19 protein-coding genes are annotated in these 20,404 nt (G+C 70.0%); 10 read left to right on the top strand and 9 right to left on the bottom strand.

Features of this window, described 5'->3' with window-relative positions; genetic code table 11:
• The first annotated feature begins 34 nt into the window (after positions 1-34).
• The 7 genes from AB0M87_RS25375 to AB0M87_RS25345 all read left to right on the top strand — a co-directional run bounded on the left by AB0M87_RS25375 (position 35) and on the right by AB0M87_RS25345 (position 9,277).
• Positions 35-1,024, top strand: coding sequence for an ATP-binding protein (locus tag AB0M87_RS25375; protein WP_365856725.1), 990 nt, complete (start codon positions 35-37; stop codon positions 1,022-1,024).
• A 253-nt stretch (positions 1,025-1,277) separates the two neighbouring features.
• Entirely contained in the window at positions 1,278-3,623 is a 2,346-nt protein-coding gene (locus AB0M87_RS25370; protein WP_365856723.1) for a SulP family inorganic anion transporter, read from the top strand.
• 97 nt (positions 3,624-3,720) lie between these two features.
• A complete protein-coding gene (gene acs, locus AB0M87_RS25365; protein WP_365856721.1) occupies positions 3,721-5,676 on the top strand; it encodes an acetate--CoA ligase in 1,956 nt (651 codons plus the stop codon).
• A 280-nt stretch (positions 5,677-5,956) separates the two neighbouring features.
• Complete coding sequence (gene nhaA, locus AB0M87_RS25360; RefSeq protein ID WP_365856719.1) at positions 5,957-7,297, top strand: Na+/H+ antiporter NhaA; 1,341 nt, start codon at positions 5,957-5,959, stop codon at positions 7,295-7,297.
• 181 nt (positions 7,298-7,478) lie between these two features.
• Positions 7,479-8,054, top strand: coding sequence for a phage holin family protein (locus AB0M87_RS25355; protein WP_365856717.1), 576 nt, complete (start codon positions 7,479-7,481; stop codon positions 8,052-8,054).
• On the top strand, positions 8,051-8,977 hold the full coding sequence (locus AB0M87_RS25350; RefSeq protein WP_365856715.1) for an alpha/beta hydrolase: 927 nt from the start codon (positions 8,051-8,053) through the stop codon (positions 8,975-8,977). The genes AB0M87_RS25355 and AB0M87_RS25350 overlap by 4 nt, the downstream gene beginning before the upstream one ends.
• Before the next feature lie 120 nt (positions 8,978-9,097).
• On the top strand, positions 9,098-9,277 hold the full coding sequence (locus AB0M87_RS25345; RefSeq protein WP_365856713.1) for a hypothetical protein: 180 nt from the start codon (positions 9,098-9,100) through the stop codon (positions 9,275-9,277).
• A 65-nt stretch (positions 9,278-9,342) separates the two neighbouring features.
• Here AB0M87_RS25345 and AB0M87_RS25340 read toward each other — a convergent pair whose 3' ends face one another.
• The 4 genes from AB0M87_RS25340 to nth form a co-directional block, all read right to left on the bottom strand.
• The gene (locus AB0M87_RS25340) at positions 9,343-10,755 is read right to left on the bottom strand and encodes a 6-phospho-beta-glucosidase (protein WP_365856711.1); all 1,413 of its coding nucleotides are present in this window, start codon (positions 10,753-10,755) and stop codon (positions 9,343-9,345) included.
• Entirely contained in the window at positions 10,752-11,957 is a 1,206-nt protein-coding gene (locus tag AB0M87_RS25335) for a MarP family serine protease (protein ID WP_365856709.1), read from the bottom strand. The genes AB0M87_RS25340 and AB0M87_RS25335 overlap by 4 nt, the downstream gene beginning before the upstream one ends.
• A 117-nt stretch (positions 11,958-12,074) precedes the next feature.
• Positions 12,075-12,785 (bottom strand): CoA pyrophosphatase, encoded by a 711-nt coding sequence (locus AB0M87_RS25330; protein WP_365856707.1) that lies wholly within the window; start codon positions 12,783-12,785, stop codon positions 12,075-12,077.
• A 69-nt stretch (positions 12,786-12,854) separates the two neighbouring features.
• A complete protein-coding gene (nth, locus tag AB0M87_RS25325; protein ID WP_365856851.1) occupies positions 12,855-13,643 on the bottom strand; it encodes an endonuclease III in 789 nt (262 codons plus the stop codon).
• A gap of 632 nt (positions 13,644-14,275) precedes the next feature.
• Here nth and AB0M87_RS25320 point away from each other — a divergent pair.
• Positions 14,276-14,950 (top strand): Crp/Fnr family transcriptional regulator, encoded by a 675-nt coding sequence (locus AB0M87_RS25320; RefSeq protein WP_164258843.1) that lies wholly within the window; start codon positions 14,276-14,278, stop codon positions 14,948-14,950.
• An 87-nt stretch (positions 14,951-15,037) separates the two neighbouring features.
• Here AB0M87_RS25320 and AB0M87_RS25315 read toward each other — a convergent pair whose 3' ends face one another.
• The 4 genes from AB0M87_RS25315 to AB0M87_RS25300 form a co-directional block, all read right to left on the bottom strand.
• A complete protein-coding gene (locus AB0M87_RS25315; RefSeq protein WP_365856704.1) occupies positions 15,038-15,868 on the bottom strand; it encodes an MBL fold metallo-hydrolase in 831 nt (276 codons plus the stop codon).
• Complete coding sequence (locus AB0M87_RS25310; protein WP_365856702.1) at positions 15,861-16,748, bottom strand: NUDIX hydrolase; 888 nt, start codon at positions 16,746-16,748, stop codon at positions 15,861-15,863. Before AB0M87_RS25310 ends, AB0M87_RS25315 begins: the two co-directional genes overlap by 8 nt.
• Positions 16,749-16,907: 159 nt before the next feature.
• The gene (locus AB0M87_RS25305; protein ID WP_365856700.1) at positions 16,908-17,375 is read right to left on the bottom strand and encodes a RidA family protein; all 468 of its coding nucleotides are present in this window, start codon (positions 17,373-17,375) and stop codon (positions 16,908-16,910) included.
• Positions 17,372-17,533, bottom strand: a complete 162-nt coding sequence (locus AB0M87_RS25300; RefSeq protein WP_365856698.1) for a DUF4177 domain-containing protein — start codon at positions 17,531-17,533, stop codon at positions 17,372-17,374. Before AB0M87_RS25300 ends, AB0M87_RS25305 begins: the two co-directional genes overlap by 4 nt.
• A 71-nt stretch (positions 17,534-17,604) precedes the next feature.
• On the opposite strand from AB0M87_RS25300, the gene AB0M87_RS25295 reads away from it, so the two are divergent.
• Together AB0M87_RS25295 and AB0M87_RS25290 are read left to right on the top strand one after the other, a co-directional pair.
• Entirely contained in the window at positions 17,605-18,564 is a 960-nt protein-coding gene (locus AB0M87_RS25295) for an ArsA-related P-loop ATPase (RefSeq protein WP_365856696.1), read from the top strand.
• Positions 18,565-18,628: 64 nt separating this feature from the next.
• Positions 18,629-19,909 (top strand): ArsA family ATPase, encoded by a 1,281-nt coding sequence (locus AB0M87_RS25290; protein WP_365856694.1) that lies wholly within the window; start codon positions 18,629-18,631, stop codon positions 19,907-19,909.
• Positions 19,910-19,985: 76 nt separating this feature from the next.
• On the opposite strand, the gene AB0M87_RS25285 is transcribed toward AB0M87_RS25290, so the two are convergent.
• Complete coding sequence (locus AB0M87_RS25285; protein ID WP_365856692.1) at positions 19,986-20,333, bottom strand: WhiB family transcriptional regulator; 348 nt, start codon at positions 20,331-20,333, stop codon at positions 19,986-19,988.
• Positions 20,334-20,404: the final 71 nt, after the last annotated feature.

Below are 20,404 nucleotides of genomic sequence, written 5' to 3'. Positions count from 1 at the left end.
ACGCAACGCGTTCGGCCGACTACGCTTCGTGAACATGAAGATCGCTTTCGTAGGGAAGGGCGGCAGCGGCAAGACGACGCTGTCCTCTCTCTTCATCCGCCACCTGACCGCCAACGAGGCTCCTGTCCTCGCCGTGGACGCGGACATCAATCAGCATCTGAGTGCCGCACTCGGTCTCGACGACGAGGCATCCGCCGCACTACCGGCGATGGGTGCGCATCTCCCGTTGATCAAGGACTATCTGCGCGGCAGCAACCCTCGTATCTCCTCGACCGAGACGATGATCAAGACCACACCGCCGGGCAGGGGATCCCGCCTGCTCCGGATCGACGAGGACAATCCGGTGTACGCCGCCTGTGCGCGTCGGGTCACTCTGGACGACGGCGAGGTCAGACTGATGGTGACGGGGCGCTTCACCGAGTCGGATCTGGGCGTGGCCTGCTACCACTCCAAGGTCGGTGCGGTGGAGCTCTGCCTCAACCACCTCGTCGACGGTCCCGAGGAATTCGTCGTCGTCGACATGACGGCGGGTTCTGATTCCTTCGCTTCGGGCATGTTCACCCGGTTCGACCTGACCTTCCTGGTGGCGGAACCCACCCGGAAGGGCGTCTCCGTATACCGCCAGTACCAGGAGTACGCCCGGGACTTCGGCGTCGCGCTGAAAGTCGTCGGCAACAAGGTGCGGGACGCGGACGACCTGGCGTTTCTGCGCTCCGAGATCGGTGATGACCTGCTGGTCACCGTCGGCCACTCGAACTGGGTCCGCGCGATGGAGAAGGGACGTCCGCCCCGGTTCGAGCTGCTCGAAGCCGAGAACCGGCTGGCGCTGCAGTCGTTGCAGGACGCGGCCGAGGACAGCTACCTGGACCGCGACTGGGAGCGCTACACGCGCCAGATGGTGCACTTCCATCTGAAGAACGCGGAGAGTTGGGGAAACGAGAAGACGGGCGCCGACCTGGCCGCCCAGGTCGATCCCTCCTATGTGCTCGGTGAGCGCTACGCCGAGGTCGCCCGCGCCTCATGACGGCCCGCTTCAACGGGTCTGACGCATCCTGATGAAGCGTTCGGCGCCCCTCCGTGGCCGCCGCGAAGGGCCGGACAGTCGGCGAGCCGACGTCCGGCCCTTCGCGTTGCCCTGCCCGGAGCCGGGAGCACCATCACCGGATCGAATGAACCGTTCGGCTATTTGTCCGCAATGCCCGACCTGCTTCTTTACTCTGCATTACGATCCGTTTACCAAGAGTTGGTAGTCCCGCCCCGGAGAAGACGGGAAATCCATGTCTGCCTGCACCGCGCAACCCACCGACCACCGACGCCGCTTCCGGGTCACGGGAGCCGATGTCTCCGCTTCGATCACGGTCTTCCTGCTCGCCGTCCCGATGTCCCTGGGGCTCGCCGTCGCCATGGGCGCCCCACTTGAAGCAGGCCTGCTCGCCGCGGCCGTCGGCGGGATCGTCGCGGGTCTGCTCGGCGGCTCCGCGCTCCTGGTCAGCGGACCGTCCGCCGGCTTGACCGTAGTGACCGCGGGGCTCATCCAGACCTACGGCTGGCGCACCACCTGCGCGATCACCGTCGGCGCGGGTCTGCTCCAACTGCTCCTGGGGTCGCTGCGCATGGCGCGCGGAGCGCTCGCCGTCTCCCCGGCCGTCGTGCACGGCACCCTCGCCGGCATCGGGGTCGCCATCGCTCTGGCTCAACTCCATATCGTGCTCGGCGGCACGCCTCAGAGCTCCGCCATTGCCAACGTCATGGCGCTGCCCGACCAATGGGGGCGCGTCGATCCGGCGGCGCCGCTGATCGGCGGGTTCACCGTGACCGTGCTGATCCTGTGGCCGCGGATTCCCGGCCGCTCGGGCCGGGCACTGCGCCGGATTCCCGCCGCACTCGCGGCGGTGGCCGCCGCCACCGCGGTAGCGGCAGTCGCCGCCCCCGGCATCGCCCGCGTGGACCTGCCCTCCTGGTCCGCACATGCGCTGCCCGGGCCGCCGCAGGGCCCGGTGCTCGGGCTGGCCACCGCGGTGTTCACGGTGATGCTGGTGGCGAGTCTGGAATCACTGCTCTCCGCGGTGGCTGTGGACAAACTGACCGCCGACCGGCCCGGCTCGCCCGTCGAACGCGCCGACCTGGACCGGGAGTTGCGCGGGCAGGGTATCGCCAATGCGGTGTCCGGACTGCTCGGCGGGCTGGCGGTGTCCGGTGGGGCGGTGCGTGGCACGGCGAATGTGCGGGCCGGTGCGACGGGCCGCGGCTCCACCGTGCTGCACGGTCTGTGGATGCTGCTTGCCGCGGGATTTCTGGTCTCCGCCCTGGAACGGATGCCGCTTGCCGCTCTCGCCGGCCTCGTGATGGTCGTCGGTATCCAGATGGTGAACTACGCACACATCCGCAATGTCCATAAGCACCGCGAGTTCCTCGTGTACGTGGCCACGGTCGGCGGCGTACTCGTCCTCGGCGTCCTGCAAGGTGTGCTGGTCGGCATCGCGGTCGCGGTGGGGCTGGCCCTGCATCGGCTGGCCAGAACCCGGATCACCCTGGAGGAGAGAGGCGGGCTGCACCGGGTGTGCGCCCGGGGCCAGTTGACCTTCCTTGCCGTGCCGAGGCTGACCCGTGCGTTCAGTCAGGTGCCGCACGGGGCTCCTGTGGTGGTGGAACTGGACGGTTCCTTCATGGACCACGCTGCGTACGAGGCCCTACAGCACTGGCAGGAAACGCATCTGTCGCAGGGCGGCCGGGTCGAGGTCACGGGCAGGGCGGGGACCAGGATCGCCGAGCCCCCGTCCGCCCCGCACGCCTGCTGCCGGCCCTGGGCCCCTTGGCGTAACCACCACTGCGACGACCACGCCGCACAGCACCTGCCCACGCCGGACAGCGGGCCCGACGCAGCCGCGTCGAAACGGCCGGGAAGTCTCCAGCTGACCAGCGGGCTCAGTTTCTTCCAGCGGAACACGGCTCCGCTGGTCCGGCAGGAACTCGCCCGGCTCGCTCGCGAGGGGCAGCGGCCCTCGCAGTTGTTCCTCACCTGCTCCGACTCGCGGCTGGTCACCAGCATGATCACATCGAGCGGCCCCGGCGATCTGTTCACCGTACGAAATGTGGGCAATTTCGTTCCACTGCCCGGCGAGGAGGCATCGGACGATTCGGTGGGGGCCGCGATCGAGTACGCCGTGGACATCCTGGGCGTGAAGTCCATCACCGTGTGCGGGCACTCCGGCTGCGGCGCGATGCAGGCTCTGCTGGACGGGGCACCGGAAGGCTCCCGGTCCCCGCTGCAGCGATGGCTGCGGCACGGACTGCCCAGCCTCGGCCGGATGCTGAGCCGACATCATTCCTGGGTGCGTATCTCCGGGCGGATGCCGACCGACGAGGTCGAGCAGCTCTGTCTGACCAATGTCATCCAGCAGTTGGAGCATCTGCGAGCGCACGAAGTGGTGGCACGCCGCATCGCCGAAGGCAAGCTGGAGCTGCACGGCATGTACTTCCACGTCGGCGAGGCTCAGGCCTATCTGCTCGCCGAGGCTCACGAGTTCGACGATGTCTTCGACCGGGTGGCTCCCGTCCGTCCCGAAGGCAGTGCGTCGGCGACCGGCGGGCACCGAAGCGGCTTTCATAGCCTCGAGCTATAGGTCTAAACCAATTTCTTGCGGTGGCCCCTTGTCAGAGTGGCTTACGGGCTGATGAGCTAAGAGCCGGGACACAAGGCTTTGTCGAAAGGGCGATCTCGTGAGCAATGAAAGCTTGGCCAACCTGCTCAAGGAGGAGCGGAGTTTCACGCCGCCCACCGAGCTGGCCGCGAACGCCAACGTCACCGCGGCGGCGTACGAACAGGCAGCGGCGGATCGGCTGGGCTTCTGGGCCGAACAGGCTCGGCGGCTGACCTGGGCCACCGAGCCCACCGAGACGCTCGACTGGTCGAACCCGCCGTTCGCGAAGTGGTTCGCCGACGGTGAGCTCAATGTCGCGTACAACTGCGTGGACCGGCACGTCGAAGCCGGCCACGGCGACCGCGTCGCCATCCACTTCGAGGGCGAGCCGGGCGACGGCCGGGCGATCACCTACGCACAGCTCAAGGACGAGGTGTCGCAGGCGGCGAACGCGCTCGCCGAGCTGGGTGTGGTCAAGGGGGACCGGGTCGCGGTCTATCTGCCGATGATCCCCGAAGCGGTGGTGGCGATGCTCGCCTGCGCCCGGATCGGAGCCGCGCACTCCGTGGTGTTCGGCGGTTTCTCCGCCGATGCCGTCGCCTCCCGCATCCAGGACGCCGACGCCAAGCTGGTCATCACCTCCGACGGCGGCTACCGGCGTGGCAAGCCCTCCGCACTCAAGCCGGCGATCGACGAGGCCGTCGCCAAGTGCCCGCAGGTCGAGCACGTACTGGTGGTCCGCCGCACCGGTCAGGACACCGCATGGACCGAGGGCCGGGACGTGTGGTGGCACGAGATCACCGGCCGGCAGTCCGTCGAGCACACCCCCGAGCCGTTCGAGGCGGAGCACCCGCTCTTCATCCTCTACACCTCGGGCACGACGGGTCGGCCGAAGGGCATCCTGCACACCTCGGGCGGCTACCTCACCCAGACCGCGTACACCCATCACGCCGTCTTCGACCTGAAGCCCGAGACGGACGTCTACTGGTGCACGGCCGACATCGGCTGGGTGACCGGCCACTCGTACATCGTGTACGGGCCGCTGGCCAACGGCGCCACCCAGGTCATCTACGAGGGCACGCCGGACACCCCGCACCAGGGCCGGTTCTGGGAAATCATCCAGAAGTACGGCGTCTCGATCCTCTACACCGCGCCGACCGCGATCCGTACGTTCATGAAGTGGGGAGACGACATCCCCGCCAAGTTCGACCTTTCGTCGCTGCGGGTGCTGGGTTCGGTCGGTGAGCCGATCAACCCCGAAGCGTGGATGTGGTATCGCAAGCACATCGGCGCCGACAAGTGCCCGGTCGTGGACACCTGGTGGCAGACCGAGACGGGCGCGATGATGATTTCGCCGCTGCCCGGTGTGACGGCCACCAAGCCCGGATCCGCACAGCGTGCGCTGCCGGGCATCTCGGCGACCGTCGTCGACGACGAGGCGCACGAGGTGCCGGACGGCGGTGGCGGCTACCTGGTGCTGACCGAGCCGTGGCCCTCGATGCTCCGCACCATCTGGGGCGACGACCAGCGTTTTCTCGACACCTACTGGTCACGGTTCGAGGGGAAGTACTTCGCGGGCGACGGGGCGAAGAAGGACGACGACGGCGACGTCTGGCTGCTGGGCCGGGTGGACGACGTGATGCTGGTGTCGGGGCACAACATCTCGACGACCGAGGTCGAGTCGGCGCTCGTCTCGCATCCCGCGGTCGCCGAGGCGGCGGTGGTCGGTGCGGCGGACGAGACCACCGGCCAGGCCATCGTGGCCTTCGTGATCCTGCGGGGTACGGCGGCGGAGTCGGCGGACCTCTCCGCGGAGCTCCGTAACCATGTCGGGGCGGTGCTCGGGCCGATCGCCAAGCCGAAGCGGGTGCTTCCGGTTGCCGAGCTGCCGAAGACCCGGTCGGGGAAGATCATGCGCCGGCTGCTGCGGGATGTCGCGGAGAACCGGGAACTCGGCGATGTCACGACACTCACGGACTCCACGGTGATGGATCTGATCCAGACGAAGCTGCCCAGCGCTTCCAGCGAGGACTGAGCCCGGGCCGGCCGGGGTCCGGGGCGCCGACGCCCCGGACCCCCCGCTCCCGGCCCCCTCGGCAGTCGTCGCGGAACGGGCCCGGTGGAAGGGCCCGGGCGGAAGGGCCCGGTGGAACGGGCCCGGCGAAAGGTGCCCGGATGGCGCTTCGTACGTAGGGTGATGATCACCGGATGGGCCGTTGCTGCAACCCGGGTAGGCTGTTCCAGGAAATCAAGGGTGCGCCGGGAAGTCTGGTCGGCATGTGTGCTGTGCTGTCCAACCAACCGGAGGTCCCCTCGTGGCCGCGCCCGACCCGAAGCCCCGCTCCCGCCCCCGCGCCGGTCTGACCTTTCTCGGTCGGCTGCCGCGCACCGAGCGGGCCTACCTCGCGGACACTCTGCGCACCGAGACCGTCGGCGGAATGCTCCTTCTGATCGCCGCGATCACCGCGCTGGCCTGGGCGAACACCCCACTGAGTCACAGTTACGAATCCGTCAGCGACTTCCATCTCGGTCCCGGCGCACTCGGACTGCACCTGTCCGTCGAGCACTGGGCGGCCGACGGGCTGATCGCCGTCTTCTTCTTCGTCGCAGGGATCGAGCTCAAGCGCGAGCTCGTCGCGGGCGAACTGCGAAACCCCCGGGCCGCCGTGCTGCCCGTCGTCGCGGCGCTGTGCGGGATGGCCGCACCGGCGCTGGTATACGCGCTGGTCAACACCGTCAGCGGTGGGTCGATGGACGGCTGGGCGGTGCCGACTGCCACCGATATCGCCTTCGCACTCGCGGTCCTCGCCGTCATCGGCACCTCACTGCCGTCCGCGCTGCGCGCCTTCCTGCTCACCCTGGCGGTCGTGGACGACCTGTTCGCGATCCTGATCATCGCGGTGTTCTTCGCCGGAAAGGTCCATTTCGCCGCGCTCGGTGGCGCCGCGCTCGGGCTGGCCCTCTTCTGGCTACTCCTGCGGATGAATGTACGAGGCTGGTACATCTACGTCCCGCTTGCCCTGATCAACTGGGGCCTGATGTACCACAGCGGTGTGCACGCCACCATCGCCGGCGTCGCCATGGGCCTGATGCTCCGTTGCACCCGCCGTGAAGGCGAGTCGCGCTCCCCGGGCGAGCACATCGAACACCTGGTCCGTCCGTTCTCGGCCGGAGTCGCCGTACCGCTGTTCGCGCTGTTCGCCGCCGGGGTCTCCGTCTCCGGAAGCGCGCTCGGCGATGTGTTCAGCAGGCCGGAGACGCTCGGCGTGGTGCTGGGTCTGGTCGTCGGCAAGGCGGTCGGCATCTTCGGCGGTACCTGGCTGACCGCCCGCTTCACCCGGGCCGAGATCAACAAGGACCTGGCGTGGGCCGATGTGTTCGCGGTGGCGGTACTCGCCGGGATCGGATTCACCGTCTCACTGCTCATCGGCGAACTCGCCTTCACCGGCGACACCGCTCTGACCGGCGAGATCAAGGCTTCGGTACTCGTCGGCTCGGTGATCGCGGCCGTGATCTCCTCGGTCCTGCTCAGGTTGCGGAACCGCAAGTACCAGGCGATCTGCCTCGCCGAGGAGGCGGACGACGAGCCGGCGGCGGAGACCGGCCGCTCCGAACGGACGGGTGCAGCAGGCGGGGACGAGGACAGTCGGGCATGATCTGACTCCGGAACAGGAAAATCAGGCCTTCGCAGGAACGGTCCTCGGAACGAGCGCGTGTGGCACGCATACGGACCACAACGGCCGAGAAGACGAAGTATCAGCAAGCAGCACCACGACAACTCACAACGCCCCCGCAACACGCCGCGGAAGAAGAGCGGAAGAGAAGAGGGATTCAGCGATGAGCCACCCGAGCAAGCCTGCTGGCACCGCCGACCGCAGTCTCGGTCAGCTGGTCGCCTCGGCGACCGCCGAGATGTCCGCACTGGTGCACGACGAAATCGCCCTGGCCAAGGCCGAACTGCGCCAGGACGTCAAGCGCGGGGCGATCGGCGGCGGGGCGTTCGCGGCGGCCGGTACGGTGCTGCTCTTCTCCCTGCCGATGCTGAGCTTCGCTCTCGCCTACGGCATCCGCACCTGGAGCCACTGGAACCTGGCGATCTGCTTCGTGCTGTCCTTCGCCGCGAACGTGCTGGTGGCCGGCTTCCTCGCACTGATCGGCATGGTCTTCGCCAAGAAGGCCAAGCGGGGGAAGTCGCCGCAGAAGGTCGCCGCATCCGTCAAGAAGTCGGCCTCCGTGATCCAGGGCGTCAAGCCGCATCCGCGGCCGTCCTCCGACGAGGAGTCCATCGAGGCATCCGGCGGGTCGTCCGGCCCGGCACTGGACAAGGCTGCGAGCAGTACTCCGAACGGTAACGCCAATGTCAATCCGGCGGTCATCGAGAAGGCCGATGCTGTGGCACGCTCCTCTGCATGACCGCTTCTGCTGAATCGGGCTCCGTCGTACGGATCGACGGGCCCTGGAACCATCGCGATGTCGCGGCCAATGGCGCCCGCTTCCACATCACGGAGGCCGGCGACGGGCCGCTGGTGCTGTTGCTGCACGGTTTCCCGCAGTTCTGGTGGACCTGGCGGCATCAGCTGACCGCGCTCGCCGACGCCGGTTTCCGGGCCGTGGCGATGGACCTTCGGGGTGTGGGCGGCAGCGACCGCACACCCAGGGGGTACGACCCTGCCAACCTGGCCCTCGACATCACCGGTGTGATCCGTTCCCTCGGCGAGCCGGACGCCGCACTGGTCGGCCACGACCTGGGCGGGTACCTGGCCTGGACGGCCGCCGTGATGCGACCCAAGCTGGTGCGCAGGCTCGCGGTGTCCTCGATGCCTCATCCACGACGCTGGCGTTCGGCGATGCTGTCCGACTTCGCGCAGAGCAGGTCCGGCTCGTACGTCTGGGGGTTCCAACGGCCGTGGGTGCCGGAGCGTCAACTCGTCGCCGACGACGCCGCGTTGGTGGGCCGGCTCGTCAGTGACTGGTCGGGTCCCGCACGACCCGACGACAACGCGGTGGAGATGTACCGGCGAGCGATGTCGATCCCGTCGACCGCGCACTGCTCGATCGAGCCGTACCGCTGGATGGTGCGGTCGCTGGCGCGCCCCGACGGGATTCAGTTCAACCGACGGATGAAGCGCCCCGTCCGGGTGCCGACGCTGCATCTGCACGGTTCCCTGGACCCGGTGATGCGCACACGCAGTGCGGCAGGCTCCGGGCAGTACGTCGAAGCGCCCTACCGGTGGCGGTTGTTCGACGGCCTGGGGCACTTCCCCCAGGAGGAGGACCCGGCGGCGTTCTCGGCGGAGCTGATCAACTGGCTGAGGGACCCTGAGCCGGACCGCTGAACGGCGAACCCACCAGCCCGGAGAACGCTTGTCCTACGAACGGCCAATTGCCTGGCGCATAGGCCAATTGGCCCCGCGAGGAGCGATTACCGACCTTGTGGCACGGGCAAACGTCGGGGTATGGGCTGGACGCACGACTACGGTGACGCAGTACCCAACCATCGCTCGACCACAGGTCTGAGCACCCACGAGAGGGGCGGCCCGCACGTCCGGGGGCTCGACCCTCACCTCGGCATTCCGCGCATACTCCGCCGCCGTGCCCGCTGGGTCTCGGCGTGGCTCCGGCATCCCAGGCCGTGACGGCCGCCCCGAGGCTCAGCGCAGCGAGACGGCGGACGGCGACCTAGCTGTCGGCGGCCCGGGGCTCAGCGCCTGAGGTAGCCGAGGCCCGGATGCGCCTCCCGGTATCCGTCGAGCAGCCGCCTCGCCACGTTCACGGAATCGACCAGCGGGTGCAGTGCGAACGCCTGCACTGCCGCCCGCGCCGATCCGCTCTCCGCCGCCTCCAGTACACAGCGCTCCACGGCCTTGACCGCGGTGACCAGACCGGCCTCATGGCCCGTCAGCCGGCTTACCGGCAGCGGGCGCGGGCCGTTCCCGTCGACCCGGCACGGGACCTCGATGACCGCCTCCGGGTCGAGCACGTCGAGCGTCGAGCCGTTCGGGACGTTGAGGATCAGCGTGGTGCCTTCGCCGCGCCGCGTCGCGCCCGCGCCGCCCTCTTCGCCCGCGGCCGCGGAGCCCCCGGCGATCGCGCGCATCAGAGCCAGTGCCACCTGCTCGTAGCCGCCCGACTCGAGGTCGTCGGGGGCTCGTTCCCCGGCGCCCGCGGTCTCCCGGTTCTCGGCCATGTACGTCGCTTCGCGCTCGGCGCGCGTACGGTCCCAGGCCTGCCAGGCGGGCGTGGCGGGGCGCGCCATCTCGTCGTAGAACCGTGCCTGCTGCTCGTGCAGGAAGGCGCCACGGGTCTGCCCGGCCTGCCGGTAGGCGGCGACCGTCTCGCGGTTGAAGTAGTAGTAGTGCAGATATTCGTTGGGCACCGAGCGGATGGTGCGCAGCCACTCAGCGCCGAAGAGTTTGCCCTCCTCGAACGAGGTCAGCAGCCCCTCGTCGTCGAACAGGGCGGGCAGCACATCCCGCTCGCCGCCCGGCGCCCGCTCGTCGGTGACGTACAGCCCGCGCAGCCACCCCAGGTGGTTCAGGCCTACGTAGTCGAGCCGTGCCCGGTCGGGGTCGGCGCCCAGCGTACGGGCGACCCGGCGGCCCAGTCCGACCGGCGAGTCGCAGATGCCGATGACCCGGCCGCCGAGATGCGCGGCCATCGCCTCGGTGACCAGGCCCGCCGGGTTGGTGAAGTTGATGACCCAGGCGTCGGGGGCGATCCGGGCGACGCGCCGGGCGATGTCGACGGCGACCGGCACCGTCCGCAGTCCGTACGCGATTCCGCCTGCGCCGACAGTCTCCTGGCCGAGCACGCCCTGGTCCAGGGCGACGCGCTCGTCGGCGGCACGTCCGGCCAGGCCGCCGACCCGGATCGCCGAGAAGACGAAGTCGGCGCCGCGCAGGGCGTCGTCGAGGTCGGTGGTGCTGCGGACCTCCGGCGCGTCCGGCACACCCGCCGCCTGATCGGCGAGCACCCGCGCGACCGCGGTCAGTCGGGCCCGGTCCACGTCGTGCAGGGTGATCCGGGTGACCCGGCCGGCCGCGTGGTCGCGCAGCAGCGCGCCGTACACCAGGGGAACGCGGAAGCCGCCTCCGCCGAGGACGGTGAGCCTCACAGCGCGCATCCCTGGGTGTCGACCTGCTGGCCCGCGGTGCGGCCCTGGGCGATGTCCGCGCGGATCTCGTCGGCCGACAGGGCGTATCCGGTGTGCGTGTCGTCGAGCGACTTGGCGAAGACGACGCCGTAGACCTTGCCGGTGGGGGTCAGCAGCGGGCCGCCGGAGTTGCCCTGGCGGACGGTGGTGAAGAGCGAGTAGACGTCGCGGGTGACCGTACCGCGGTGGTAGATGTCCGGTCCGCTGGCGTTGATACGGCCGCGGACCCGGGCGGCGCGGACGTCGTACGAGCCGTTCTCCGGGAAGCCCGCGACGATCGCGCTGTCGCCGCTGTGCGCGTCGTGTTGGGTGTCGGTGAATTTCAGCGAGGGCGCGTCGAGGGCCGGCACGTCCAGGACCGCGATGTCGCGCGCCCAGTCGTAGAGCACCACCTTCGCGTCGTACAGCCTGCCCTCGCCGCCGACCTGGACGGTGGGCTCGTCGACGCCGCCGACCACATGGGCATTGGTGATCACCCGGTGGTCGGCGAAGACGAAGCCGGAGCCCTCCAGGACCTTGCTGCAGCTCTGCGCGGTGCCGACGACCTTGACCACGGACTTCTTAGCGGTCTGCGCGACAGGACTGTTGGCCAGCGCCGGGTCGGGCGGCCGGACCTCGGTGATCGGCTCGTTGGCGAACGGGCTGAAGACCTCGGGGAAGCCGTTCTGCGCGAGTACGGAGGAGAAGTCGGCGAACCAGCCGTTGGCCTCCGGCGGCACGACCCGGGAGACCCCGAGCAGCACCTTGGAGGAGCGGACCTCCTTGCCCAGGGTGGGCAGGGTGGTGCCGGCCAGCGCCGACCCGATCAGCCAGGCGACCGTCAGCATGGCCAGCACATTGACCAGCGCACCACCGGTGGCGTCCAGGGCGCGGGCCGGCGACCACGTGATGAAACGGCGGAGTCTGTTGCCCAGGTGGGTGGTGAAGGCCTGGCCGACCGAGGCGCACACGATCACGACGACCACGGCGACGACGGTGGCGGCCGTGGAGACCTCGGCCTTCTCCGTCAGCTGGTCCCAGATGATCGGCAGCAGATACACGGCGACGAGTCCGCCGCCGAGGAAGCCGATCACCGAGAGGATGCCGACGACGAAACCCTGGCGGTAACCGATCACGGCGAACCACACGGCGGCCAACAGCAGCAGGATGTCCAGCACGTTCACCGTCGTGAGCCTCGCTTTTCTCCGCCGGTCACGATCATCCGGCCTGTGGCGCGGCCCCCGGGCGGGCCGCAGTGGATCGCGGCGTTCCCCGGGTGGCGCAGTACGTCGGCCAGCCTGTCATGTGCGCCAGTCGAGCGGGACCTGCTTGGTGCGGTCCCATGGCTGCTCCCAGCCGGAGAAATGCAGGATTCTGTCGATCACTCCGGCGGTGAACCCCCAGACGAGGGCCGATTCGACCAGAAATGCCGGACCTCGGTGGCCGCTCGGGTGGATGGCCGTCACGCGGTTGGCGGGATCCGTGAGATCCGCCACGGAGACGGTGAAGACCCGGGCGGTCTCCGCGCTGTCCACGGCCCGGACCGGTGTGGGCTCCCGCCACCAGCCGAGCACCGGTGTCACGACGAACCCGCTGACCGGGATGTAGAGCCGGGGCAGCACGCCGAAGATCTGCACACCTGCCGGATCGAGCCCGGTCTCCTCCTGGGCTTCGCGCAGCGCCGCCCGTAGCGGTCCGGTGGTGAGCGGGTCACCGTCCGCCGGGTCGAGGGAGCCGCCGGGGAAGGAGGGCTGCCCCGGGTGGGAGCGGAGAGTGCCGGCCCGCTCCATCAGCAGCAGCTCCGGCCCGGACGCGCCCTCGCCGAAAAGGATGAGCACGGCGGACTGCCGCCCGTCGCCGCTCGTCGGCGGCAGAAACCGGCTGAGCTGCTCGGGCCGCACGGTGTCGGCCGCCTGCGCCACCGGTGCCAGCCATCCGGGCAGCCCTCGGCCGGTCACGGCCACCGGGCCCTCATGGGCCCGGTCGGTCTCTGTCTCTCCGGTGTGCGTCATCGACACCCCCGCTCTCTCCCGCCTGCTCTTCCCAACGCCCACGGCCGGCCCGATCGTTCCGCGCTGCTGTCATCCGGCCCCCAACGGGGGAGCGGGCTGCCCCGGATAGTCGGCCGGGGGCTTCAGCCGCTGGCCCGGGTAGCCGCCCTTCTCGTACTTGAGGAGCTTCCGCGCCTTCTCCGGGTCCGTCTCGCCCTCGCCGTACGCCGGGCAGAGCGGGGCGATCGGGCAGGCACCACAGGCAGGCTTGCGGGCGTGGCAGATCCGGCGGCCGTGGAAGACCACCCGGTGCGACAGCATCGTCCACTCGCTCTTCGGGAACAGTGCGCAGATCTCCGCCTCGACCTTCTCCGGCTCCTGCTGAGCGGTCAGCTTCCAGCGGCGCACCAGACGGCCGAAGTGGGTGTCGACGGTGATCCCGGGTACGCCGAAGGCGTTGCCCAGCACCACGTTGGCCGTCTTGCGGCCGACACCCGGCAGCGTCACCAGATCCTCCAGACGGCCCGGCACCTCACCGCCGAAATCGTCCCGCAGGGCGGCGGAGAGGCCGAGTACGGACCGTGCCTTGGCCCGGAAGAAGCCGGTGGGCCGCAGGATCTGCTCCAGCTCTTCGGGGTCGGCGGCCGCCATGTCCTCCGGCGTCGGATACTTCGCGAAGAGCGCCGGCGTCGTCTGGTTGACCCTGAGGTCGGTGGTCTGGGCGGAGAGCACGGTGGCGATCAGCAGCTCGAAGGGATTCTCGAAGTCGAGCTCGGTGTGGGCGTACGGATAGACCTCGGCGAGCTCCCGGTTGATCCGGCGCGCCCGGCGCACCAGGGCGGTACGGGACTCGGACGCGGGGATTTTGACGGCCTTCACCGACGGGCCCGCACCCTGCCCGGCTTGCGCCGCCTTGGTGGCCTTGGCCTTGTCGGGCGACTTCTTCGCGGCTTTCGCCGGCGCCGCCTTGACCGTCGCCTGTGCAGCCTTGGCCGCCTTCGGCGGGTCCGCCGCCTGTGCCGCCCTGGCAGCCTTGACCGTCGCCTGTGCCGCCTTACGGGGCGCAGCCGCCCCCCGCGCGGGTCGCCCGGCCGGCTCCGCCGCCGACCCGGCTCCCTCGGACGGCTCAGCGCCCCCCGCGCGCTTCGTTCTCCCCGATGGCTCGGACACCTCAGTCACCGTGACTCCCTCGACCCTCTTGAACGGTTTGGTCGCTTTTGCCGCTTCCATCGCCCGGCCGGGCGACCGTTCGCCCACAGCGGAATTTTTGGTTCGCCGACACCCGTTCGGCCCCCTTGCCCCGTGCTCTCACCGGCGTTTTGGACACTCGGCCAGCCTAGAGCCAGCCACCGACATCCGCGCCGGTCACAGCCAATCACCAACCCAATCGGCCCCCTCCCGCACAAGGCGCAACACCGGTGCGTCAAACTTGTGACTGATCACACTGATTGACCCGTCCGGCATGATGGGGTCCAGCCGGTCCCCTGAGCAGGTCGACAAGGAGAGAACTCGTGGACGACGTTCTGCGGCGCGCCCCGCTCTTCGCGGCGCTCGATGATGAGCAGGCCGCTGAGCTGCGCGCCTCGATGAGTGAGGTGACGCTCGCCCGTGGTGACGCCCTCTTCCACGAGGGCGACCCCGGCGACCGCCTCTATGTGGTCACCGAGGGCAAGGTGAAGCTGCACCGCACTTCCCCCGACGGCCGGGAGAACATGCTGGCGGTCCTGGGCCCCGGCGAGCTGATCGGAGAGCTGTCCCTCTTCGACCCGGGCCCGCGTACCGCCACCGCGTCCGCCCTGACCGAGGTCAAGCTCCTGGGCCTGGGCCACGGTGACCTCCAGCCCTGGCTCAATGTGCGCCCCGAGGTGGCCACGGCGCTGCTGCGTGCGGTCGCCCGCCGCCTGCGCAAGACCAACGACCAGATGTCCGACCTGGTCTTCTCGGACGTCCCGGGCCGGGTCGCACGCGCGCTCCTGGATCTGTCGCGCCGCTTCGGCGTGCAGTCGGAGGAGGGCATCCACGTGGTGCACGACCTCACCCAGGAAGAGCTGGCCCAGCTGGTCGGTGCGTCCCGCGAGACGGTCAACAAGGCCCTGGCCGACTTCGCGGGCCGCGGCTGGCTTCGTCTGGAGGCCCGCGCGGTGATCCTGCTGGACGTCGAGCGCCTCGCCAAGCGGTCCCGCTAGCCGCCGGCATCTGCCTGTCCGTACGTGAGGGGCGCCGCGCCGGTAGGCGGGGCGCCCCTCACGTGTCACGTGCGCTCGCACGGGGGCTCAGATCAGGCCGTGCCCGCGCAGGTACTCCAGCTGTGCCCGCACCGAAAGCTCCGCCGCCGGCCACAGCGACCGGTCGACGTCCGCGTACACCTCGGCCACGATCGCCGACGCGGTAGTGAGACCCCGCTCGGCTGCGGTCTCCACCTGGGCCAGCCGGTGGGCACGGTGGGCCAGGTAGAAGTCGATCGCTCCCTGAGCGTCGTCGAGCACCGGGCCGTGCCCCGGCAGCACCGTATGCACGCCGTCGTCCACGGTCAGCGAGCGCAGCAGGCGCAACGAGTCCAGGTAGTCGCCGAGCCGCCCGTCCGGGTGGGCGACCATGGTCGTGCCCCGCCCCAGCACCGTGTCGCCCGTCAGGACCGCGCGATCGGCAGGCAGGTGGAAGCAGAGCGAGTCCGCGGTGTGCCCGGGGGTCGGTACGACGCGCAGCTCCAGGCCGCCGGTGGTGACCACGTCCCCCGCCGCGAGCCCCTCCTCGCCGAGTCGCAGCGCCGGATCCAGCGCCCGCACGTCGGTACGCGTCAGCTCCGCGAACCGTGCCGCGCCCTCCGCGTGGTCCGGATGGCCGTGCGTGAGCAGGATCAGCGCGATCCGTTTGCCGGCGTGTTCCGCGGCGTCGATCACGGCCCTGAGGTGGCCTTCGTGCAGCGGGCCGGGGTCGATGACGACCGCCGACTCCGAGTCCGGCTCGGAAACGAGCCAGGTGTTGGTGCCGTCGAGCGTCATCGCGGAAGCGTTCGGTGCGAGGACGTTGACCGCCCGCGCGGTAGCCGGCCCGGAGAGGACCGTGTCCCGGGGCTGCCCGGGGAGGGCGGCTGCGTCACTCATCCATGGTCTCCTGCTCCGCGGCCGGCAGTCGCCGGGTGAATTCCTCGTGGCCCGGCCAGCTCAGCACCAGCTCGCCCGCCTGCAGCCGCGCCTTCGCCAGTACCGGAGTGAGATCCTGCCCGGCCGCGCCCGCCAGCGCCTCGGCCACGGTCGCGTACGGCTTCAGCGAGCGCAGCGTCGAGATCGTCGGGGGCATCATCAGCAACTCCCCCTTGTCGTACCCCTCGGCCGCGTCTGACGGCCGGATCCACACGGTGCGGTCGGCCTCCGTCGATGCGTTGCGGGTGCGCTGCCCCCTCGGCAGCGCGGCCACGAAGAACCACGTGTCATAGCGCTTCGGCTCGAACTCCGGGGTGATCCAGCGGGCCCAGGCGGCCAGCAGATCGGAGCGCAGCACCAGACCGCGGCGGTCCAGGAACTCCGCGAAGGAGAGGTCACGGGCGACGAGCGCCGCCCGGTCGGCCTCCCAGTCGTCGCCGGACAGGTCGCCGACCACCGTGTCGGCGGTCGGGCCGGCCAGCAGCACGCCGGCCTCCTCGTACGTCTCCCGCACGGCCGCGCACACGATGGCCTGAGCGGATGCCGCGTCGACCCCGAGCCGCTCGCCCCACGCAGTACGGCTCGGCCCGGCCCAGCCGACGAGCCGGTCGTCGTCACGGGGGTCCACGCCACCGCCCGGATAGGCGTACGCGCCGCCGGCGAAGGCCATGGAGGTGCGTCTGCGCAGCATGTGGACAGTGGGGCCGGCGGCCGCCTGCGGCGGGTCTCTCAGCAGCATGACGGTGGCTGCGCGTCGGGGCTGGGCGGGGGTGAGGTCGCCGGATGCCAGGGCGCGGATGCGGGCGGGCCATTCCGGGGGGTACCACTGACCGTTGGGCATGCGCGCGAGGCTAACCGGTATCGCGCCGATGTTCGAGGTCAGCGGGTATCGAGGTCGGCGGGTGGCGAGCAGCGGCGCGACCGGCTTCGCCGAGGCCCACGCTCCCGCAATCCCCCGTTGATCCCCGCGGCTCCCCCGTAGGCGGCCGCCGGCAGCCGCTCAGTCCCGCAGCTCGACCTGGATCTCCACCTCGACCGGCGCGTCCAGCGGCAGCACCGCCACCCCGACCGCACTGCGCGCATGCACACCACGGTCGCCGAACACCGCACCCAGCAGCTCGCTCGCCCCGTTGACCACCGCCGGCTGACCGGTGAAGTCCGGTGCCGAGGCCACGAAGCCCACGACCTTCACGACCCGCTCGACGCGATCCAGGTCACCGGCGACCGATTTCACCGCGGCCAGCGCGTTCAGCGCGCAGGTGCGGGCCAGCTCCTTGGCCTCGTCGGCCGTGACCTCCGCGCCGACCTTCCCGACCACGGCCAGCTTGCCGTCCACCATGGGCAGCTGGCCGGCGGTGTACACGTACACCCCCGACCGGACGGCCGGCTGGTACGCGGCCAGCGGTGGCACCACCTCGGGCAGCGTCAGCCCCAGGTCAGCGAGCCGGGCGTCGACGGCCCCGCTCATGCGGCCTTCTCCCGCTTGAGGTACGCCACGAGCTGCTCGGGGTTGTTCGGTCCGGGCACCACCTGGACGAGCTCCCAGCCGTCCTCGCCCCAGGTGTCCAGAATCTGCTTGGTCGCGTGCACCAGAAGCGGCACAGTCGCGTATTCCCATTTGGCCATACGGCGACTGTAGTCGCTGTCACTGGCAGTCTCCGGCGTAGGACCCCGCCCGACTGGTTAGGCTCGCATACGTGAGCAGGCTTCAGGTCGTGAGCGGCAAGGGCGGGACCGGAAAGACCACGGTCGCCGCCGCACTCGCGCTCGCCCTCGCAACGGAGGGCAAGCGCACGCTCCTCGTCGAGGTCGAGGGCAGACAGGGCATCGCCCAGCTCTTCGAGACGGAGGCGTTTCCGTACGAGGAGCGGAAGATCGCCGTGGCACCGGGCGGCGGCGAGGTGCACGCCTTGGCGATCGACGCCGAGCGCGCCCTGCTGGACTACCTGCAGATGTTCTACAAACTGGGCAGCGCCGGCCGCGCCCTGAAGAAGCTCGGCGCGATCGACTTCGCCACCACGATCGCACCCGGCGTCAGGGACGTGCTGCTCACCGGCAAGGCCTGCGAAGCGGTCCGCCGCAAGGACAAGCAGGGGCGTTACGTGTACGACCACGTGGTGATGGACGCGCCGCCCACCGGTCGCATCACCCGCTTCCTCAACGTGAACGACGAGGTGGCGGGCCTGGCCAAGATCGGACCCATACACAACCAGGCGCAGGCCGTCATGCGCGTGCTCAAGTCCCCCGAAACGGCCGTCCACTTGGTGACCCTGCTGGAGGAGATGCCGGTGCAGGAGACCGCCGACGGCATCGCCGAACTGCGCGCCGCGGACCTCCCGGTGGGAAACATCATCGTGAACATGGTCCGCCCCGCGTTGCTGGACGAAGAGGCCGTGCGTACGGTGTCGGGCGACCGCCGCAAGGACGTCGCCAAGGCGCTCACCCGGGTCGGTGTGAGCGGCTCGGCGAAGCTGGTCGCGCCGCTGCTCGCGGAGGCCGCGGACCACGCCGAGCGGGTGGAACTGGAGCGCGAGCAACGGGCGGTCCTGGCCGAGCTGGAGCTGCCCACCTACGAACTCCCGCTGCTGGTGGAGGGTATGGACCTGGCCGGGCTCTACCGGCTGGCCACGCAACTGCGGAAGTACACGAGCGCATGACCCTGAACCGCCGATGACTCCGGACAGCCGATGATCCTGAACAGCCGATGACCCTGGACAGCCGATGACCCTGGACACCGCGCCACTGCTCGACATCGACCCACTGATCGACGACCCGGCGACCCGCATCATCGTGTGCTGCGGCTCCGGGGGCGTGGGCAAGACCACCACGGCGGCCGCGCTGGGCGTGCGGGCGGCCGAGCGCGGCCGCCGGGCGGTGGTCCTCACCATCGATCCGGCGCGCAGGCTCGCCCAGTCGATGGGCATCGACTCGCTGGACAACATCCCGCGCCGGGTGGAGGGCATCAAGGCCACCGGCGACGGTGAACTGCACGCCATGATGCTGGACATGAAGCGCACCTTCGACGAGATCGTCGAGGCGCACGCGGACGCCGAGCGGGCCCGCGCGATCCTGAGCAACCCGTTCTACCAGTCGCTCTCCGCCGGCTTCGCCGGAACCCAGGAGTACATGGCGATGGAGAAACTCGGCCAGCTCCGGGCCCGCGACGAGTGGGACCTGATCATCGTGGACACCCCGCCGTCGCGCTCCGCACTGGATTTCCTGGACGCGCCGAAGCGGCTGGGGTCGTTCCTGGACGGCAAGTTCATCCGGCTGCTGATGGCTCCGGCGAAGGTCGGCGGCCGGGCCGGGATGAAGTTCCTCAACGTCGGCATGTCGATGATGACCGGCACACTCGGAAAGGTGCTCGGCGGGCAGTTCCTGCAGGACGTGCAGACCTTCGTGACCGCGATGGACACCATGTTCGGTGGCTTCCGCACCCGGGCGGACGCCACCTACCGGCTGCTCCAGGCACCCGGGACGGCGTTCCTGGTGGTCGCCGCGCCGGAGCGGGACGCGCTGCGCGAAGCCGCGTACTTCGTGGAACGCCTGGCCGCCGAGGAGATGCCGCTGGCCGGTCTGGTGCTCAACCGGGTGCACCACAGCGGGGCCGCCCGGCTGTCGGCCGAGCGGGCGTTGGCCGCCGCAGAAAATCTTGAGGACGATCGCATTGTGGATCAGGAGGCCGGGAATGAAGCAGTTCGTGACTCCACGGTCGCCTCTCCCGAACCCACCGCAGATCCCGACAGCGCCGCAGATCCGGACAGCACCGTAGGTCCCGTCAGCGCAGCACCCACCGTCGACGCCCTCACCGCCGGTCTGCTGCGCCTGCATGCCGAACGGATGCGGGTGCTCGCGCGTGAGCAGCGCACCCGCGACCGTTTCGCCGCTCTCCACCCCGAGGTAGCGGTGGCCGAAGTGGCCGCCCTTCCCGGTGACGTGCACGACCTCGCAGGGCTCCGGACCATCGGTGATCGCCTCGCGACCGGTGGTTCTTCGGCCTGAGTCCCGTACGGTCCGCCGTTACGGGCCGTTTGTCACGGCCGGTCGTGACACCGGTCGCTACGGCCCGTCGCGCGGTCTATCCCACCGCGGCGTACGTCTCCTCGAACGCTTCGTCGTCCGCGACGATCGCGGGCAGCATGCCCGTGCTCCGCTCGTACTCGGTGCGCGCCGTCTCCAGCAGTAGGCGCCACGAGGTGACGGTGGGCCGTCTGCGCAACAGTGCGCGCCGCTCCCGCTCCGTCATGCCACCCCACACGCCGAACTCGACGCGATGATCCAGCGCGTCAGCCAGGCATTCGGTGCGTACCGGACATCCGGTGCACACCGCCTTGGCCCTGTTCTGCGCCGCCCCTTGTACGAACAGTTCGTCCGGATCCGTAGTGCGGCAGGCCGCCTGCGCACTCCAGTCAGTTACCCAGCCCATGCCGGCGCCGTCCTCTCCCGAAATCGAGGCTCCCCCACGGCGGTAGCGGCATATTCACCGCTGCCAGTTGA

The sequence above is a fragment of the Streptomyces sp. NPDC051320 genome, from assembly GCF_040682175.1.
Taxonomy (GTDB): Bacteria; Actinomycetota; Actinomycetes; order Streptomycetales; family Streptomycetaceae; genus Streptomyces.
This window is presented reverse-complemented; position numbering and strand designations above follow the sequence as displayed.

Coding starts and splice junctions, on each gene's coding strand:
- AB0M87_RS25375 (WP_365856725.1), top strand. CDS start 35: ATGAAGATCGCTTTCGTAGGGAAGGGCGGCAGCGGCAAGACGACGCTG.
- AB0M87_RS25370 (WP_365856723.1), top strand. CDS start 1,278: ATGTCTGCCTGCACCGCGCAACCCACCGACCACCGACGCCGCTTCCGG.
- AB0M87_RS25355 (WP_365856717.1), top strand. CDS start 7,479: ATGAGCCACCCGAGCAAGCCTGCTGGCACCGCCGACCGCAGTCTCGGT.
- AB0M87_RS25350 (WP_365856715.1), top strand. CDS start 8,051: ATGACCGCTTCTGCTGAATCGGGCTCCGTCGTACGGATCGACGGGCCC.
- AB0M87_RS25345 (WP_365856713.1), top strand. CDS start 9,098: ATGGGCTGGACGCACGACTACGGTGACGCAGTACCCAACCATCGCTCG.
- AB0M87_RS25330 (WP_365856707.1), bottom strand. CDS start 12,785: ATGACGCACACCGGAGAGACAGAGACCGACCGGGCCCATGAGGGCCCG.
- AB0M87_RS25315 (WP_365856704.1), bottom strand. CDS start 15,868: ATGAGTGACGCAGCCGCCCTCCCCGGGCAGCCCCGGGACACGGTCCTC.
- AB0M87_RS25310 (WP_365856702.1), bottom strand. CDS start 16,748: ATGCCCAACGGTCAGTGGTACCCCCCGGAATGGCCCGCCCGCATCCGC.
- AB0M87_RS25305 (WP_365856700.1), bottom strand. CDS start 17,375: ATGAGCGGGGCCGTCGACGCCCGGCTCGCTGACCTGGGGCTGACGCTG.
- AB0M87_RS25300 (WP_365856698.1), bottom strand. CDS start 17,533: ATGGCCAAATGGGAATACGCGACTGTGCCGCTTCTGGTGCACGCGACC.
- AB0M87_RS25290 (WP_365856694.1), top strand. CDS start 18,629: ATGACCCTGGACACCGCGCCACTGCTCGACATCGACCCACTGATCGAC.
- AB0M87_RS25285 (WP_365856692.1), bottom strand. CDS start 20,333: ATGGGCTGGGTAACTGACTGGAGTGCGCAGGCGGCCTGCCGCACTACG.